Here is a 15,967-nt window from a genome sequence, read left to right as displayed (position 1 = left end):
GGGCTCCGACGCTCGCGTGGACCCGTCTCCGGCGCCTCCCGCTGCCGCACGCGAAGGGGCCGTCCCATGAACACCGAAGAGATCGTCCGCACGTTCGTCGAGTACTTCGAGGAGCGCGGCCACCGCCGGATCACCGGCTCGACGCTGCTGCCGTCGCCCGGCGACCCGGTGCTGTTCACCACCTCGGGCATGCACCCGCTCACCCCCCACCTGGAGGGCCGCCCGCATCCGCACGGCCGGCGCCTGGTGAACCGGCAACGCTGTCTGCGCACCACGGACCTCGACGAGGTGGGCGACCGAACGCACCTGACCGTCTTCGAGATGCTGGGCAGTTGGTCGCTCGGCGACTACGAGGGCCGGAGCAGCCTCGACTGGGGCCACGGGCTGCTGACCGAGGGGTTCGGCATCGACCCCGGGCTGCTCCATGTGACGGTCTTCGGCGGTGACGACCAGGTCGGCCCCGATCTCGACTCGCTGGAGCTGTGGCAGCGGCGCGGGGTGCCGGTCGAGCTCACCGTCGAGGACAACTGGTGGTCCAACGGCCCCACGGGACCGTGCGGTCCCGACTCGGAGATCTTCCTGTGGACCGGTGACACCCCGCCGGGTCCGAAGTCGACGCCAACGCGCGACGACCGCTGGGTGGAGATCTGGAACCACGTGATGATGCGGCACCGCCGACTCGAGGACGGTTCACTCGTCCCGCTTCCGCAGCGCAACGTCGACACCGGGCTCGGACTGGAACGCCTCTCCTCACTGCTGCAGGGGCGCCGGTCGGTGTTCGAGTGCGACGTCTTCGACCCCTGGCGGCGGCTGCTTCCGCCGCTGTGGTCGCTGGACGAGCCCTCGCTGCGGCTGGTCGGAGACCATCTCCGCTCGTCCGTGGTCGTCGTCGGCGACGGCGTGCGCCCGTCCAACACCGGACGCGGCTACGTGCTGCGCCGTCTGGTGCGTCGGGTCCTCACCGTGCTGTGGCGCGACGACCGGTCGCGCACGCTGGGCGACCTGCCCGTCGACCTGGTCCGGCACACCCTGGACCACTTCCGCCAGGAGGGGGACCCGGAGCTCGTGCTGCGGCTGCTGCTCGACGAGGAGCGCCGCTTCGTGCGACTGCTGGAGCGTGGGCGGCAGGTGCTCTCCCGCCCCCGCTTCCGAGGCCCGCTCGATGAGGAGGACCTCCGCTACCTGCACGACACGCACGGCCTGCCGCGCGAACTCGTGCTGCAGCTGCGGTAGCGGGCTCAGCCCGCCAGGCCGCCCGCCGCGGACCCGACCTCCCCCGGGCCGCGGCGGCGCGGCAGCGCCCGCCAGAGCCGGCCGCAGGCGACGGTTCCGCCGACGAGCAGCACGTAGACCAGCGGCGTCCAGGCGCCGCCGGTGTGGGTGACCTGGTCGTGCTGGACGACGTACGTGATCGGGCTCTGCAGCCAGGTGACGCCGCTCCAGGTGAAGGTGCCCTCGGTGTGCGAGCCGGTGACGAGGGCCTGCTCGTAGGCGTTCGCCGCCTCGCTGAGGAAGAAGTTGAGGAGCAGGGGCGTGGTGAGGGCGAAGAGCAGTGCGGCCGTCCAGGAGTGGCGGGGCCCCTCGCCGAGCTCGGCGTCCAGGAACTGGCGGGCCAGTTCCCTGCTGCCGCCGATCCGCCGCAGCGCCTCGGAGGCGCCGACCTCCGCGGCGGCGGTCAGCAGGTTGGCCCGTACCTCGCGGCGGTGCGCGATCCGGGTCCGCGAGGGCAGGTCGTACAGGCGCTGGTCCAGCGACCAGACCACGCGCTCGACGCGGAGCCGGTCGAACCAGGTGACAGTGTGCGGCATCTCAGGAACCCTTCTGCGGTGCGACGGGCAGGGGACGGGACAGGACGGCCTCGACGCCCGACACATGCCGGGCCCACCCGGCCGTGCCGGCGACCAGAGCTTCACGCCCCGCGTCGGTCAGCCGGTAGTACTTCCGCGCCGGCCCGCTCGACGAGGCGACCAGCCGGGTGGCCAACCGCCCCTCCCGCTCGAGCCGCGCCAGCGCGGGATACACCGTGCCCTCCAGTACATCGCTGAACCCGGCCGCCTGGATGCGCTGGGCCACCTCGTATCCGTAGGACTCCTGCTCGGCGAGCAGGTGGAGGAGCAGGAGCGACAGGACGCCCTTGAGGAGCTGCGGGTCATGGCTGGAGGTCACACCACTTAGACTGTCTCAGGTACTAGGCAGTGTCAAGTACTGGGGAATGCCGAGCACATGGGAATGCCACGCAAGTGGTGGTGGGGCGGGGGCGAAGCCGCGATGTCAGCCCAGCAGACGCCAGTCGCACGGCAGGTCGGCGCCGAGGAGTTCCTCCACCTCGGCCGGCGGGAAGTCCGGCCATGCCTGCGTCGCCTCGTGCCGACGGTTGACGCGACGGTCGAGGAAGCGCTGCGTTCGCCTCAGTCCGTCGGCGGCCTGCGCGGGGCCGATGCGTCCGTCCGCGAGAGCGTCGGCATAGTCGTCCAGGTCGAGCAGGCGGTATGGGTGGTCCGGTGGACCGATGACGACGTCGATCCACAGGTCCTGGGTCCGCAGAAGGCCACGGCTGGAGACGTCCCACTCCAGGCTCACGAGGTCGCAGTACCACCAGCCGCGCTGCTCCGGCGGGAACAGCACCGGCTGGTTGATCTGCATGTGCTCGTCGAGCAGCACGAACGTGCGCTGGACGTGATCGGCCCCGTCCTGGTGAAAGCCCCAGTCGTAGGCGACGACGTTGCCGCGACGGATTCCCGCCGCCCTCAGTCTCTCGTTGTGCAGAACGGTCACTCGCTCGTCGGAGGCCACGAGGCACGGTATCAACGCCCACGGGGGGCAGATAATCGAAAATCTGTTCTTATACTGGAGGGGTGAACAGCTCCCCTCTCCCGCCCGGCTGGCCGGAACGTGTGCAACCGCCCGGCAGTCCCGGCTGGGAGGAGTCCGCCAGGAGGTGGCTTTTACGACCAGGCGCCGGGGGAGTGGCGGCGGTACCACGTCTTCCACAAGCATCCGCAGATGCTGGCCAGGGACGTGCGGTATCTGAGCGAGGCCGCGCTGCAGGCGGCGCGGACGGCGTACTCGCGGGCGCGGGTGGAGCTTGGGGATCACTTCGAGCCGCATGCGATCGAGGAGAAGCTGCGCGCGTACGCCGAGGAGGGCGCCCGCCTCAACGTCCTGGTACGCCAGGCGCAGTTGGTGGAGGACGCCCTCTCGGGGGTGCGGTGGGTGCCGCGGCTGTGACGCGCTCGTGCTACTCCGTGCGGAGGCCGTCCGCGCGCATCAGGCGCCACAGCGCCGGCAGGCTGAGCAGGGTGGCCACGGCCACCGCTCCCGCGCCGGCGCCGAGCATCGTCGTGACCACGCCCCAGTCGAAGTGGATCGAGCTGGAGGTCATCCGCATCAGCAGCGCGCCCAGCCCGAGGCCGCCGGCGAGGGCGAGGGCGAGGCCGATCACGACCGGGACCGCGCTCTGCCACAGCACCGAGAGGGCCAGCGTGGAGCGCTTGGTGCCGAAGGCCACCAGCACGGCCAGCAGTCGCTTGCGCTCGCGCAACTGCTCCGTGGTCGAGACGGCCATGCCGATCGCGATCAGCAGCAGGGTGACGATCGCGCCGACCATCAGGCCGCGCTGGATGTTGGAGAACTTCCGGTCGATCTTGGTCGCGCTGTAGGAGTCGACGTCGAGCCCGGGGATCGCCACGGCCACGGCCGTCCGGGCGCGCTCGATGGCGTCCGGGTCGTCAGGGGCCAGCCGGATCGCGCTGGTCAGGAAGACTCCGCCGAGGCGCTGCGGGTCGAGCGTCGCCGGGGTGACGAAGAGCCCGGTCCTGGGCATGCCATCGGGACCGACGCGGGCCGGCGCCGAGCGCAGCGAGGCCGGGATCTTCCAGTAGTCCGGCCGGATCGGATGCGAGGTGTCGAGGGCGGCGCCGCGAAGGTCCACCTTCTCGCCGGGGTGGAGCGCCGGCTGCTGGTCGTTCGCGGGCTCGCCCGGAGGCGGGTTGTTCACGAGGTACGCGCCGCCGTCGGAGCAGTCGGTGATCGCGGCGTACTCGACCAGCGTCGTGCAGTCGCCGACCAGGACGGTGAGCGGCTGGTCCGAGCCGGGCACGGCCACGCTGTAGTCGCTGAGCAGACTCGTCGCGCCCAGCACCCCCGCGGTGCCGCGCAGCTTCGACACCACCGCCGTCGCCTGGGCGGCGTCCTCGACGGAGCCGTTGATCCCGGCCTGGGCGCGGGAGAGGTCCCGGCCGGTGTCGGTGGTGAACTGGCCCGACGCGGCGGAGAAGAGGCTCTGCACCGCGATCGCTCCGGCCACCGCCACGGCCACGCCGCTCACGGCACGGGACGCCGTGCCGCCGGAGAGCTGGAGCCGCCTGCTGCCGAGCTGCACCGGCACCGGGCCGCCGTTCATCCGGCCGACGGCCCGCTCCATCACCCAGGGCAGCAGCATGGTGACGCCGACCAGCAGCAGCACCACGCCGGCGATGAGCTGGCGCTGCGCCGTACTGCTGAAGGTGGTGCCGAAACTCGTCGAGAGCAGCAGCGCCGCGCCGACCGCGGGGGCCAGCAGCCGCCACCAGAGCCTGCGCCGCGGCGGGGTGCTGCTGCGCATCACCCCGAGCGGTTCGATGGTGACCCCGCGCAGCGAGAACGTGGTGACGGCCACCGCGAGCAGCGGCACGACCAGGGAGATCCAGCCGACCAGACCGGCCTGCGGAGCGATGTCGGAGGGGAAGACGCTGAGGCCCAGCAGGTCCACCGCGGCCACGAACTGACGGGCCAGCAGGAAGATGCCGAAGCCCGACGCCACTCCCAGCACCGCGCCGACCAGCGCCTCGCCCGCCGCCACCCGGTGGGTGCCGCGGATGTCGACCCCGACCAGCCGCAGCGCGGCCAGCCTGCGGTCGCGGCGCTCTCCGCCGATCCGCACGACCGTGGCGAGGAAGACGCCGATCGGCACCAGCAGGACCACGAAAGTGATCACGGTGAGCAGCATCAGCATGGGCGACAGCCCGTCTGTGATGACATGCCCGCCGATGCTGTTCGTGCGGTAGGTGCTGTTCTGGGAGCGCGAGCCGTCCGCGGGGACGGTGAGCGCGGCGTCGCCCGCGTAGTAGGCGAGCTCGCCCGGGCCGACCAGGCCCGCGTCGCCCACCGTGCCGACGTCGCGGAACGGCAGCCGCTGCTTGAGCAGCGCCCCCTCCGGCGAGGCGAGCAGCGCGCGCAGCGCGGGGGAGACGTACATCGTGCCGTCCGTCGGCCAGGCGGGCAGGCCGGGCGGGGTCGGCACCCGGTCACCCTCGGGCTTGACCCACTCCCCGTGCACGTCGTCGCCGTGGAAGGTGGTGTTCGCGTCGCGGACCAGGATCGTGGTGGCGGAGGCGGCGAGCGGGTTGCCGTAGTAGCTGAGGTCGCGTTCCGCGCCGCGGGTGTTGCGGGAGTTCATCATGCCGGGCAGCGCGGTCGCCAGCATCAGCAGGGCGACCGCGCAGCCGACGCCGAAGGCGGTGAGCAGCGTGCGGAACCAGCCCTCGCGCCCGCTGACGGCGAAGCGCGCGCCGAGGCGGAGGTCCCTGAGCCAGGCGGTCACCGGGCGACCGCCGTGATGTTCGTCCTGGTCCTGCCGTCGCGGACGACGACCTCGCGGTCGGAGTAGGCGGCGACCCTGGGCTCGTGGGTGACCAGCACCACGGCGGCACGGGTCTCCCGCGCGGCGGCGGAGAGCAGTTGCATCACCCGCTCGCCGTTGAGCGAGTCGAGCGCGCCCGTCGGCTCGTCGGCGAAGATCACGCGGGGCTCCCCGACCAGCGCGCGGGCGACGGCGACACGCTGGCCCTGGCCGCCTGACACCTCGCCGGGACGCTTGCGGCCCAGCTCGCCGACCTCCAGCCGCTCCAGCCAGCGGGCCGCCCGCTGCTCCGCGTCCTTGCGCCGGGCGCCCGCCAGGCGCAGCGGCAGCGCGACGTTCTCCAGGCAGGTGAGCTCGGGGACCAGCTGTCCGAACTGGAAGACGAAGCCGAACTCCTCCCGGCGCAGCGCGCTGCGCTCGGCGTCGCCCATCGCGGACAGCTCACGCCCCTGGTACCGCACCACTCCCGCGTCCGGCCGCACGATCCCGGCCAGGCAGTGCAGCAGCGTCGACTTGCCGGAGCCCGAGGGCCCCATCACGGCGACGGTCTCGCCCGCGTGGATGGCGAAGTCGGCGCCGTCGAGCGCCGGGGTGGCGCCGTAGGCCTTCTCCAGCGCGGTGGCGCTGAGGACGGGCTCGGTGGTGGTCTGCTCGGTCATGCGGTCACCTCGGCGCGGAGCTGGTCGAGGCGGGCGGCGGTGAGTTCGAGCCACCGCAGGTCGGCCTCCAGATGGAACAGGGCGTGGTCGCAGATCAGCTGGTCGGCGAAGTCGCCGTCGATCTTGCGGCGGGTGAGCTCGCGCATCAGCCGGAGGTGCTCGGTGCGCTGGGTGTCCAGGATGTTCTGCGCGCTGCGATCGGTCAGCAGGGCGAGGACGACCTTGGTGTACAGGGTGTTCTGGAGGTAGGGCTCCGGCTTCTCCGGGGAGGCCAGCCACTGCTCGACGTCGGTCAGGCCGGCGTCGGTGATCGCGTAGCGCTTGCGCTCGGGACCGCCGCCCGGCTCGATGCCGTCGACCTCGACGAGGCCGTTCTTCAGCAGCCGGGCCATCGTCGAGTAGACCTGCCCGTAGTGCAGCGGGCGGTCGTGGCCGAAGCGCTCGTCGAAGGCGCGTTTGAGGTCGTAGCCGTGGCGGGGGCCGGACTCGAGCAGCCCGAGCAGGGTGTGTCCGATGGTCATGGGAGGGACTATACACACCACGTATACACATGGTGAATAGCTGCGCGGGGATGCGCGGGACGCTCGGGTGGGTCCGCTTTCCGCGCTTTTCCGCGCCGCACGGTGCCCTGGCTGTTGTCCTCTGTGGCGCGCGGTGATACCCATGCCGATATCTGACTGACAGTCAGTTATGAAGGGACGACTGCCGTGACCGTCACCACGCTGCGCTTCAACCAGGTCGCCCCCGGCCTGGACCGCAAGGACGTCTCCGCCCGCTACCGTGCCACCGTCGAGATGTCCGCCTTCGCGGACGCCCAGGGGTTCGACCTGATCACGCTGGAGGAGCACCACGGCGTGGTGGACGGCTGGAGCCCGGCTCCGATCGCCACCGCCGCCGCGGTCTTCGGCGCCACCGAGCGGATCCCGGTGATGCTCTGCGCCCTGATCACCCCGCTCTACGACCCGCTGCGGCTGGCCGAGGAGATCAGCGTCCTCGACCACCTCAGCGACGGCCGGGTCACCGTCGTCGCCGGGATCGGCTACCGGCCCGCCGAGTACGAGCTGATGGGCGTCGAGTGGAAGGAACGGGGCCGGATCCAGGACGAGGTGCTGGAGACCCTGCTGGCCGCCTGGACCGGCGAGGAGTTCGAGTACCGCGGGCGCCGGGTCACGCTCACCCCGCCGCCGCTGACCCGGCCGCACCCGCCGCTCATCGTCGGCGGCTCCTCCAAGGCGGCGGTCCGGCGCGCGGTCCGGCTGCGGCTGCCCCTCTTCACCGCGGCCCACCTGCCCGAACTGGTCGAGTACTACGACCGGCTGGCGGCGGAGGCCGGCTGGGACGGCGGCTTCGTGCTGCTGCCGCCGGATCCGACCCGGATGGTCTTCTGCGCCGAGGATCCCGAGCGCGCCTGGGCGCAGTTCGGCGACCGCTTCCTGCACGAGGCGCGCACCTACGCGTCCTGGCAGACGCCCGACATCCGCTCGGCGGTCTCCACCAAGGCGCTCACCGTCGAGCAGTTGCGCACGGAGGGCACCTACTGCTGCCTGACCCCGCAGCAGTGCGTCGAACTGGCCCGTGCCGAGGGTCCGCTGGGCAACCTGCTGCTGCACCCGATGTGCGGCGGCATCCCGGTCGACGCGGCCTGGGAGAGCCTGCACCTCTTCGCGGACCAGGTCATGCCGGCGCTCAAGGAGCTGTGACCTCGCCCGTCCCCGTGCCGGCGCCGGTGGCCGTGGCGGAGTCCTCGGACAGGTAGCCGCGCAGCAGCCGCTTGCACTCGGCGATCAGCACCGGATCTCCCTCGGGATCGCTGCGGAAGGCCAGCCGCAGCACCGCGTCCGCGCACTCCAGTGCGACGTGCAGGGAGATCCGGGCGGCGGCCCGGTCGGCGCCGCCGATGAGGTCGCCGAGCAGGGCCCAGAGCCGGTCGGCCACGGCGGCGTTGTTCTCCAGCACCGAGTCCAGCAGGTGCATGCCGCCGGCGTCCTCGCGCCCCACCGCGCCGAAGTCGACCACGCCGAAACCCGGCACGGCCCGGTGCATGGCCACGTACTCCTCGACCGCGAGATCGACCATCCCCGTGATGTCGGAAGGCCGTTCGGCCTCCATCCGGCGGGTGAGGCGGTCCATGAAGTGCTCGAGATTGCGCTCCGCGAGCGCGCCGAGAAGCCCGTCGATGCCCGGGAAGAACTGGTAGAGCGTGCCGATGGGCACCTCCGCACGCCGGGCGACCTCCTTGGTGGTCAGCGCGGTGTAGCCCACCTCGTCGAGCAGCCGCGCGCAGGCGTCGAGAATCCGGTCGAAGCGCTCCTGGCTGCGCCGCTGCACCGGTCTGCGGCGGACGATGCCTTCGGTGGAAGCGGGAACGTGCATGGGCTCACTCTGCCCGATCGAGTGTAGGCTTGGCGAGTCGCTAACATGAGTTATTCTCATGTTTCTCGCTCCGCTGGTCACTGGTCCGAAGGACGTGGTCCGTATGCCGCCGCTGCCGCTGACGTTTCCCGCCTCCTTCGTCTGGGGTGCCTCCACCGCCGCCTACCAGATCGAGGGCGCGGCGGAGGAGGACGGCAAGGGTCCTTCCGTCTGGGACTCCTTCGTGCGCCGCGAGGGCGCGGTGCGTGACGGCCACACCGGCGACGTCGCCTGCGACCACTACCACCGCTTCCCCCAGGACGTCGCGCTGATGCGCAGGCTCGGCCTGGACGCCTACCGCTTCTCGCTCTCCTGGCCGCGGGTGCTGCCGACCGGCGAGGGTGCGGTGGAACCGCGCGGCCTGGACTTCTACGACCGCCTGGTCGACGCGCTGCTGGCGGCCGGCGTCGACCCGACCCCCACGCTGTTCCACTGGGACCTGCCGCAGGCCCTGGAGGACGGCGGCGGCTGGATGGCGCGCGAGACGGCGTACCGCTTCGGCGAGTACGCGGCCGTGGTCGGCGCGCGCCTGGGGGACCGGGTGAAGCGCTGGATCACGCTCAACGAGCCCTTCGTGCACATGTCCTTCGGCTACGCCTTCGGCGTCCACGCGCCGGGGCGGGCGCTGATGCTGGACGCGCTGCCCACGGCGCACCACCAGCTGCTCGGCCACGGCCTCGCCACCGCCGCGCTGCGGGCCACGGTGCCGGACGCGCAGGTGCTGATCGCCAACAACTGCACGCCGGTCAGGCTGCGGCAGGACGCCCGCGGTGAGGCCGACCGCGCCGCCGCGGCGGCGTACGACGCGCTGCACAACCGGCTGTTCAACGACCCGGTGCTGACGGGGAGGTATCCGGACCTCTCGGCCTACGGCGCGGCGGACCCGAGCTGGGGCGGCCTGGTGCACGAGGGAGACCTGGAGACCATCGCCGCCCCCTTGGACGGACTGGGCGTCAACTACTACAACCCCACCTGGATCACCGCCCCGGCCTCGCCCGACTCGGGCCTGCCCTTCGACATGGTCGAGCCGGAGGAGGCCTACCCGCGCACCACCTTCGACTGGCCGGTCGTCCCCGACGGCCTCACCGACCTCCTGGTCGGCCTCGCCTCCCGCTACGGCGCGGCGCTGCCCCCGGTCTGGATCACCGAGAACGGCTGCGCGCAGCCCGCGGGCGTCGACGACCGGGCCAGGATCGACTACCTGGCCGGCCATGTCGGCGCGGTGGCGCAGGCGATGGAGCGCGGGGTGGACGTCCGCGGCTACTTCACCTGGTCCCTGCTGGACAACTTCGAGTGGGCCGAGGGCTACCACCAGCGCTTCGGCCTGGTCGAGGTCGACTTCGCCACCCAACGGCGCACCCCGCGCGCCTCCTTCGAGTGGTACCGCGAACTGATCGCCGCCCAGAAGGCGCGGCGCTAGGTCGCGCGCCCGGCGGCCAGACGCGCCTCCAGTGCGGCGAGGTCGGCCTCCATGCCGGCGATGACATGGTCGGTCACATAGCCGAGTTGGGCGTTGACCCGGATCATGTGGATGTTGTCGGCGGCCGTCATCGTGTGCACCTGCTCCAGCCGGGGCAGATCGGCGACCAGCCAGCGGGCCATGCCGGCCTTGATCGCCCGGCCGAGGCCCAGACCGCGGAAGGCGGGCAGGACCGCGGTGTCCTCCTGGTGGCAGAAGCTCCACTGGTCGGGGACCAGGGCGATCTCGGTGAAGCCGACGACCCGGCCGGAGCTCTGCTCGACGGCTGCCGCGTACCGGTGGGATTCGCCGATCTCGCGCATCCTGGCCTCGTGCTGCCGCACCCGGTCCACGGTCCAGTCGGGGTGCCGGTAGCTCGAGTCGTCGGCGGGCGAGTCGGCGATGGCGCCGCGCGCCCGGGCGAAGCTCTCCACGAGGTCGTCCGGAGCGGTGTCCGCCCACAGGCGCAGCTCGAAGCCGGGAGCGGGCGGCACCTGCCACAGCTCCGGGTCCGCGCTCGCAAGGTCGAGATGGTGCGAGGCGCGCCGGGAGACCGTGCGGAAGCCGAGCCCGTCGGCCCACGCATCGCCCTGACTGCCGGCTTTGAGCTGACCGGCGACCCTGGCACAGCCGCGCCGGCGGATCTCCGGCAGCATCGCGCGGAGCAGCCCGCTGCCGATGCCCCGACCGCGCAGCGGGGCCGGGACGCGTACGGAGAGGACGGCGCGGTCGCTGTTCTCGTCGCCGGGGAAGGTCGCGGTGGCAATCCCGGCCAGCTCCCCGTCCGCGCGAGCGACCCACAGCCGCTGCTCGCCCATGTACGAGGCAGGCAGGCACAGCTGCTGCACGTACGCCTCGTAGGGCGTCACCGGGCTGCCGGGGTAGTCCAGGGCCGTCGTGGCCATGGCCAGTTCGTACCAGGCACGGAGGTCTTCGCCTGAGGCGTGCTCGGCGTCGAACGACTGGACGTTCACTGACATGGGCGGTGTTCCTTTCTCAGGCCGCAAGAGACTTGGTCGATCGCCACGCGCCGCCAGAGCTCGGCCGCAGCCGGGGTGCACCGATGCTAGCGGTGAGCACCAGCGCGATCATGATCAATCCGAAGCTGAAGAGGCCCGGGCTTCTGCCATGACCAACGCCCCGAGTCGTTGAGGCACAGGGGAATCATGAGCATGGAGAGGATCTCGGCGACGCCGTCCCCGCCGTTGTTGGCGGTCATGTCCACAGCGATGCTGAGGCTGACGTACCAATGCGGGACGCAGGACCAACGCGGCCGATAACCGCTCACCACCAGGAGGAGCACCGCGACGGCCGAGATCCGCCGAGAGTCGACCCGCCGTCCTCGCCGGTGAGGCACCAGAGGGAGGCACTCCTCAGTCCGGCGCACTGGGCTTCCGGCACCGCTTGGGAAGAGTTTCCGAACAGCAGCCGATCCAACGAAGACCGAAGGATTGTCAACTGTGCGCAGGCCAGTATTGATCGGGCGAGTGTGAGCGGAATGCCTCGCGGCTCGAACTGAGCCGGCCCGGCCCAGGATGTAGTGCATTCAGGGGCCGGGCCGGATTCCCGTCGTGGCCAGTGGCTACCAGGGAACGGAGCTCAGCCCGTGGTGCAGGCTGAGCATGATCCAGATCATCCCGGCGAGCAGGACGATGAGGCACGTTCCCACGGCCACGAGCCCGGTGACGGCATGTCGTGACGGTCGGCGCACAGGCCGCCTCCTAGGGTGCGGTCAGGGCTTGGCGGAGCGCTTCAGCGTACAGCTGGTAGCCGAGGACGGTCGGATGGAAACTCGACACGCTGGGGCACACCGGATTGCCCGGGCAGGAGTTGTCTCCTGGGTCGTCCGCAGCCGGTCCTGCCACGACATCGTGGATCCCGGGGTCCGAGTCGCAGTCCCAGTGCCCCTTGAACTGGGTGTTCGGGTCGTAGAACGTCACGTTGACGCCCTTGGCACGCTCAGCCGCCACCATGGCCGACTGCTTCGAGCTGAAGCTGTCGCCCCAACCGTCCAGTGATATCCGGGAGGTTTCGGGTATCGCGCTGCCGCAGGTGGACGCGTTGGCGTCGAACAGGTCGGGATAGCCAAGCAGGACGATCCTGGCGTTCGGCGCCTCCACGCGGATGGCGTCGATGAGTTGGCCGACCTTGCTGGTGGCGGCAGTCAACTTGGGATCCACCGTCGCTGTGTCGGGACACTCGACGACCGCCCAGAACGCCGCGCAGGAGGTGGCGATGGAGGCGAAGCCGGCGTCGTCGCCGCCCATCGTCATGGTCACGAGCGTCGTGTTCGCGTCGAGGAAGCCCGAGTACACCTGGGGGACCTCGCCGTACTCTCCGTCGGCGGCGAAGTTCATGGTGCCCGTGTTGCCTTTTCCGTCAGGGATGACCGGATCGGCGTCGTTCGCCACCGCGCCGGAGCAGGCAACCGAGTGCAGATCGACCGAAGGGTCCCATGCGTCGGCCAGCGCACCCAGGGTCTGGGACTGACCGGGGAGCGTGGCCGCCCGGATCCAGGAGACCTGCGACCGGAGGCAGCGGTTGAACCCGGGATCGCTCGGCTGGTTCGTGTCGACGGAGTAAGGGCCGGTGGCGGTGTTCGTGTAGTAGGGCCCGGTGCCGTCGCCGGACGAGTAGGACTCACCGAGTTGCACCACGAGGTTGGCCGGCTTGCTCGGGAGTGGCTGGAAGGCCATCGCGTCCCAGGCGATCGTCGAGGCCGCGCTGCCGTCGTAGGTGAAGTTGGTGAGGGTCACCCCTTGGAAGTCGGAGCCGGGGACGAAGTCGAAGACGCCGAGCGGCACCCAGGTGTTCTGCTTGTAGTGGGTGTTGATGATCCTGTTCTCGGTGGTCCCGTTTCCGAGGTGAATGGTGTAGATCGCCTGCTGTGTGGTGGCCCCCGTGTCGGGGACATGGACGATCACGCGGGTCCAGGCGTTGAGACGGTTCGCCAGCCTCCAGGAGCCGCTGACGGCCATGTTCCCGGTGACCTGTGGCTGAGCCTTGACCTGATCGAGTGTGCTCACCTTCGGGGTGAGGACGTTCGAGCTGAGGTTCGATGCGCCCGTGGTCGTGCTACGGGTCTGTGCGTACCAGAAGTGGCCCCCGAAGCCGCCGCCGATCTGGTGGAAGTCCTCCTTGCCTTCGTAGTTGCCGGAGCTGTCGGCGGTGAAGGTGAAGTTGAGGGTGCCGGCGTTCGCCCAGGTGCGGGAACAGCCGTCCACCATGGGCGGAACCTGCCCGCTGACGGAGTCGATGATGAGCGCGTTGCTGGGCAGGCCGCTGGTGGTGCAGGCGGGCGTGGATGTCTTGCCGTCACCGGGTTCGCCGCGAAGCGTCTTGTAGGTGAGGTACTCGTTGCCGCAGGAGGTCGCGCAGTCGGTCTTCCAGGTGACGGGCTTGTTGTACCAGTGCAAGTTGTCGCAGTTCGGGAGGTGCTGCGTCTCACAGGGGGGTGGTGACGTGATGTCGCAGGCATTGGTGGTGTTGCAGAACGCGTTCAGCGGAGGCTTGGCATTGACGCGGGCGTAGTCACTGTTCCACCACGCGGCGCTGTAGCCGGCGGTGTTCCCATTGTTGAGGTTGCCGTTGTCATCGTAGGAGTGGCCGGTGTTGATCGGGGCCATGGCCCAGCCGAGCACCTTCTCCTGATACGGCCAGTCCTGGGGGTGCGCCGCGTCGGCGTAGCTCGGCCCGTCCGTGAGGTCGGTCTGGTTGTAGCAGTTGCCAAAACCCGTGTAGGTGGTGACGGTGCCGCCGGGGTTGGCGAATGTGCAGCTGATGTTTCCGTCGAGGAACGGCCCGCGCGCTGCCGGGTAGAGGGGGTTCGCCGGGTTGTTGAGCCACCCCAGGCCCCAGGCTCCCGACGGGTCGGTTCCGGGAGCGTTGAAGCCCTCGTTGTAGTCCCAGATCGCGGCGTACCAGTCCTCCAGGGAGTGGGCACTGTTGTTGTTCACGGTGATCGGCGTGGCGAGACTCTGCAGCTCGTTCCACTTCTGGGCGATGATGGCGGCGGACTCGGCGATGTTGGACGTGTAGTCCAGGGCGACCGCCTTCTGCTGTGCGGCCGTCAAGGTGGTCTGCCCGATCCTCATGCCGTCGGTGACCTGTCCGATGCCGTAGCCGCAGTCGGCCTTGGCCCAGTTGATCTGCCACATGGCTTCGGGGTGGGTCGGGTCGAATTTCGGGTTCCCGTACCAGTTGGGGTTGATCGGACTGCTCGTCTGACCGGGAAGGGCGCCACCCTCGGCCTGCCACAGGTTTGATTCCTGAGCCAGGATCCCGAGCAGGATCTGCGCGGGAATGCGGCCACCGCCGACCAGCGCGGGCAGGGGAAACATGCCCTGCGGGTTCACCGTGCCCAGTCCGTCCGAGGTGCGCCAGCCGCCCTGCGTCACGTAGCCGGAGGTCAGATCTCCCCGGATGGCCATGTCCACCGCCCATTCCACCTGGTTCGGTGTGGGTTGGTAGGCCTGCTCGGCCGGATCGTTTCGCGGAACGGAGCAGGCCCGGTCCGCGTCGATGGTGGAGTTGGGTGAGCCGGCGGTCATCGGCTTGATCTGGGTCGGCTTCCCGCCGACTGTCGTTCCCTTCAGCGCCGGCGTGCCTTCGGCGCCAGTGCCACCCGAGGCGGGCGTGACGGTGAAGCCGACGGTCCTGCCCGTAGCCGGAACCGTCACGGAGATCCTGGTCGGGGAGGTACTGGCCGACGGAATCCCGGCCAAGGGGTGAGCGACCTGGGCGACCAAGGTGGCCGGAATCGCGCTGTCGACCGCCAGCGCTCCGGTCGTCGAGAGCGTCGCGGAGGCCGACGCGTGCAACCGCGAGATGTCCGCGGGGAGGGCTGTGACACTTTGCGGAGAGCCGGTCAGGTACAGGTGCCCGACTGCGTCGGCCTCCATCCCGACCTGCCCGAGCTCCCCGGTCGCGAGCGTGGTGACGGTCCGGCCGGTATAGCGCCTGATGCGCTCGGTGGAGCCGCTCCGGTCGGCGAAGACCACCCCGCTGCCCGCCGGCTGCAGGTCGAAGGCAGGACCGGAAGTCCGGGCGAGAGTGTGCGTGGTGCCGTCCTGGTTGACTGCGATGAGCTCCGCTTCGCGGGCCGCCACGATGCCCGTCGGAGTCGTCACGGCAGATGTCAACTCACCACTGGCCACCGCAGTCGCCACGGTCCTGCCGTGACTGTCGATCGTGATGAGTCGGGTCTTGCCGATCTTGCTGTTGATCTCAGTCAGGACCGCTGTGTGGCGCGTGCTGTTGCAGGACGGGTCGAAGTAGGCGAGTGAAGCGGTGAAGGGCAGCTTGGTGGTCGTGCCCGTGTCCAGGTCGACGACCGCCGTGAAAGCCCCTTCCTCCATGAGTGCCGGCGTGTTGGTGAATCCCCGCGGCGCGTAGACCACCACCGCGTGGGAGGGGTCGGGGAGGCAGTAGTTCCCCACCCAGAGGTCGGTCGAGAATCCTGGCTCGGACAGGGTCGCCACCGTGCTCCAGGCGTACGCTGCGCGGCTGTCGGCTTTCATCACATGCAGGCCCGACTGGTCGCCGCTGACGGTCACGGCCCGGTCCTGCGAGGTCTTCCAGCCCTTGGGAAGGGTGGCGTCCGGATTGTTCACCGCGGCGTTCGCGGCGACGGACTGCGGTGCCGAAGCTGTCTGGGCGCCCACGACAGGAAGCGGCTGCGAGGCGACCGCCGCACTGGTGGGGGTCACGAACCCGCCGATCACTGCGGCGACCGCAGCAACCCTGAGCGGATTCCCGCGTATGCGGATTTTCAACGCTACTCCTTTGCCTTCGTCGAACGGTGAGAGAGGTGCCGGG

General features: G+C 70.4%; 14 protein-coding genes. 4 read left to right on the top strand and 10 right to left on the bottom strand.

The genetic code is table 11. The features are described 5' to 3' along the window. Positions 1-66: 66 nt before the first annotated feature. The gene (locus BS83_RS35230) at positions 67-1,233 is read left to right on the top strand and encodes an alanine--tRNA ligase-related protein (RefSeq protein WP_037607400.1); all 1,167 of its coding nucleotides are present in this window, start codon (positions 67-69) and stop codon (positions 1,231-1,233) included. 5 nt (positions 1,234-1,238) lie between these two features. On the opposite strand, the gene BS83_RS35225 is transcribed toward BS83_RS35230, so the two are convergent. The 3 genes from BS83_RS35225 to BS83_RS46820 all read right to left on the bottom strand — a co-directional run bounded on the left by BS83_RS35225 (position 1,239) and on the right by BS83_RS46820 (position 2,793). Beyond that, entirely contained in the window at positions 1,239-1,808 is a 570-nt protein-coding gene (locus BS83_RS35225; RefSeq protein ID WP_051944581.1) for a hypothetical protein, read from the bottom strand. A 1-nt stretch (position 1,809) separates the two neighbouring features. Continuing rightward, on the bottom strand, positions 1,810-2,166 hold the full coding sequence (locus BS83_RS35220) for a PadR family transcriptional regulator (protein ID WP_051944579.1): 357 nt from the start codon (positions 2,164-2,166) through the stop codon (positions 1,810-1,812). A gap of 105 nt (positions 2,167-2,271) precedes the next feature. Then, positions 2,272-2,793: a DUF402 domain-containing protein gene (locus BS83_RS46820; RefSeq protein WP_037607399.1), complete on the bottom strand. Its 522-nt coding sequence runs from the start codon at positions 2,791-2,793 to the stop codon at positions 2,272-2,274. 210 nt (positions 2,794-3,003) lie between these two features. Here BS83_RS46820 and BS83_RS44530 point away from each other — a divergent pair, with 210 nt between their 5' ends. Further along, positions 3,004-3,228 (top strand): hypothetical protein, encoded by a 225-nt coding sequence (locus BS83_RS44530; RefSeq protein WP_051944576.1) that lies wholly within the window; start codon positions 3,004-3,006, stop codon positions 3,226-3,228. Between the two features lie 10 nt (positions 3,229-3,238). Here the strand turns inward: BS83_RS44530 and BS83_RS35205 are convergent, their stop codons facing one another. From BS83_RS35205 to BS83_RS35195, 3 genes are read right to left on the bottom strand one after another with little or no spacing between them, the layout of a single operon-like run. Next, entirely contained in the window at positions 3,239-5,581 is a 2,343-nt protein-coding gene (locus BS83_RS35205; protein ID WP_037607398.1) for an FtsX-like permease family protein, read from the bottom strand. Next, the gene (locus BS83_RS35200) at positions 5,578-6,279 is read right to left on the bottom strand and encodes an ABC transporter ATP-binding protein (RefSeq protein WP_037607397.1); all 702 of its coding nucleotides are present in this window, start codon (positions 6,277-6,279) and stop codon (positions 5,578-5,580) included. The genes BS83_RS35205 and BS83_RS35200 overlap by 4 nt, the downstream gene beginning before the upstream one ends. Beyond that, positions 6,276-6,800 carry a PadR family transcriptional regulator gene (locus BS83_RS35195; protein WP_037607396.1) on the bottom strand — a complete coding sequence of 175 codons (525 nt, stop codon included), beginning with the start codon at positions 6,798-6,800 and terminating at the stop codon, positions 6,276-6,278. The genes BS83_RS35200 and BS83_RS35195 overlap by 4 nt, the downstream gene beginning before the upstream one ends. Positions 6,801-6,986: 186 nt before the next feature. Here BS83_RS35195 and BS83_RS35190 point away from each other — a divergent pair, with 186 nt between their 5' ends. Next, complete coding sequence (locus BS83_RS35190) at positions 6,987-7,979, top strand: LLM class flavin-dependent oxidoreductase (RefSeq protein ID WP_037607395.1); 993 nt, start codon at positions 6,987-6,989, stop codon at positions 7,977-7,979. Here BS83_RS35190 and BS83_RS35185 read toward each other — a convergent pair. Beyond that, positions 7,966-8,652, bottom strand: coding sequence for a TetR/AcrR family transcriptional regulator (locus BS83_RS35185; RefSeq protein ID WP_051944575.1), 687 nt, complete (start codon positions 8,650-8,652; stop codon positions 7,966-7,968). The genes BS83_RS35190 and BS83_RS35185 overlap by 14 nt on opposite strands. 103 nt (positions 8,653-8,755) lie before the next feature. Between BS83_RS35185 and BS83_RS35180 the strand changes: the two genes are divergently transcribed. After that, positions 8,756-10,111 (top strand): GH1 family beta-glucosidase, encoded by a 1,356-nt coding sequence (locus BS83_RS35180; protein ID WP_037607394.1) that lies wholly within the window; start codon positions 8,756-8,758, stop codon positions 10,109-10,111. Here the strand turns inward: BS83_RS35180 and BS83_RS35175 are convergent. The 3 genes from BS83_RS35175 to BS83_RS35170 form a co-directional block, all read right to left on the bottom strand. Next, positions 10,108-11,130 carry a GNAT family N-acetyltransferase gene (locus BS83_RS35175; RefSeq protein ID WP_037607393.1) on the bottom strand — a complete coding sequence of 341 codons (1,023 nt, stop codon included), beginning with the start codon at positions 11,128-11,130 and terminating at the stop codon, positions 10,108-10,110. The genes BS83_RS35180 and BS83_RS35175 overlap by 4 nt on opposite strands. Positions 11,131-11,732: 602 nt before the next feature. Continuing rightward, positions 11,733-11,861 carry a hypothetical protein gene (locus BS83_RS48465; protein WP_269664882.1) on the bottom strand — a complete coding sequence of 43 codons (129 nt, stop codon included), beginning with the start codon at positions 11,859-11,861 and terminating at the stop codon, positions 11,733-11,735. A gap of 10 nt (positions 11,862-11,871) precedes the next feature. After that, positions 11,872-15,924 carry an SGNH/GDSL hydrolase family protein gene (locus tag BS83_RS35170; protein WP_157597453.1) on the bottom strand — a complete coding sequence of 1,351 codons (4,053 nt, stop codon included), beginning with the start codon at positions 15,922-15,924 and terminating at the stop codon, positions 11,872-11,874. Positions 15,925-15,967: the final 43 nt, after the last annotated feature.

It is taken from the genome of Streptacidiphilus rugosus AM-16, assembly GCF_000744655.1.
In the GTDB taxonomy this organism is placed as follows: domain Bacteria; phylum Actinomycetota; class Actinomycetes; order Streptomycetales; family Streptomycetaceae; genus Streptacidiphilus; species Streptacidiphilus rugosus.
Note: the sequence above shows the minus strand (reverse complement) of the source record. Positions and strands in the feature narration are given on the sequence as shown.

What these genes read in the sequence shown, in the direction of transcription:
- BS83_RS35230 (WP_037607400.1), top strand. Translation starts at nt 67, where the DNA reads ATGAACACCGAAGAGATCGTCCGCACGTTCGTCGAGTACTTCGAGGAG.
- BS83_RS35225 (WP_051944581.1), bottom strand. Translation starts at nt 1,808, where the DNA reads ATGCCGCACACTGTCACCTGGTTCGACCGGCTCCGCGTCGAGCGCGTG.
- BS83_RS44530 (WP_051944576.1), top strand. Translation starts at nt 3,004, where the DNA reads ATGCTGGCCAGGGACGTGCGGTATCTGAGCGAGGCCGCGCTGCAGGCG.
- BS83_RS35200 (WP_037607397.1), bottom strand. Translation starts at nt 6,279, where the DNA reads ATGACCGAGCAGACCACCACCGAGCCCGTCCTCAGCGCCACCGCGCTG.
- BS83_RS35195 (WP_037607396.1), bottom strand. Translation starts at nt 6,800, where the DNA reads ATGACCATCGGACACACCCTGCTCGGGCTGCTCGAGTCCGGCCCCCGC.
- BS83_RS35185 (WP_051944575.1), bottom strand. Translation starts at nt 8,652, where the DNA reads ATGCACGTTCCCGCTTCCACCGAAGGCATCGTCCGCCGCAGACCGGTG.
- BS83_RS35180 (WP_037607394.1), top strand. Translation starts at nt 8,756, where the DNA reads ATGCCGCCGCTGCCGCTGACGTTTCCCGCCTCCTTCGTCTGGGGTGCC.
- BS83_RS35175 (WP_037607393.1), bottom strand. Translation starts at nt 11,130, where the DNA reads ATGTCAGTGAACGTCCAGTCGTTCGACGCCGAGCACGCCTCAGGCGAA.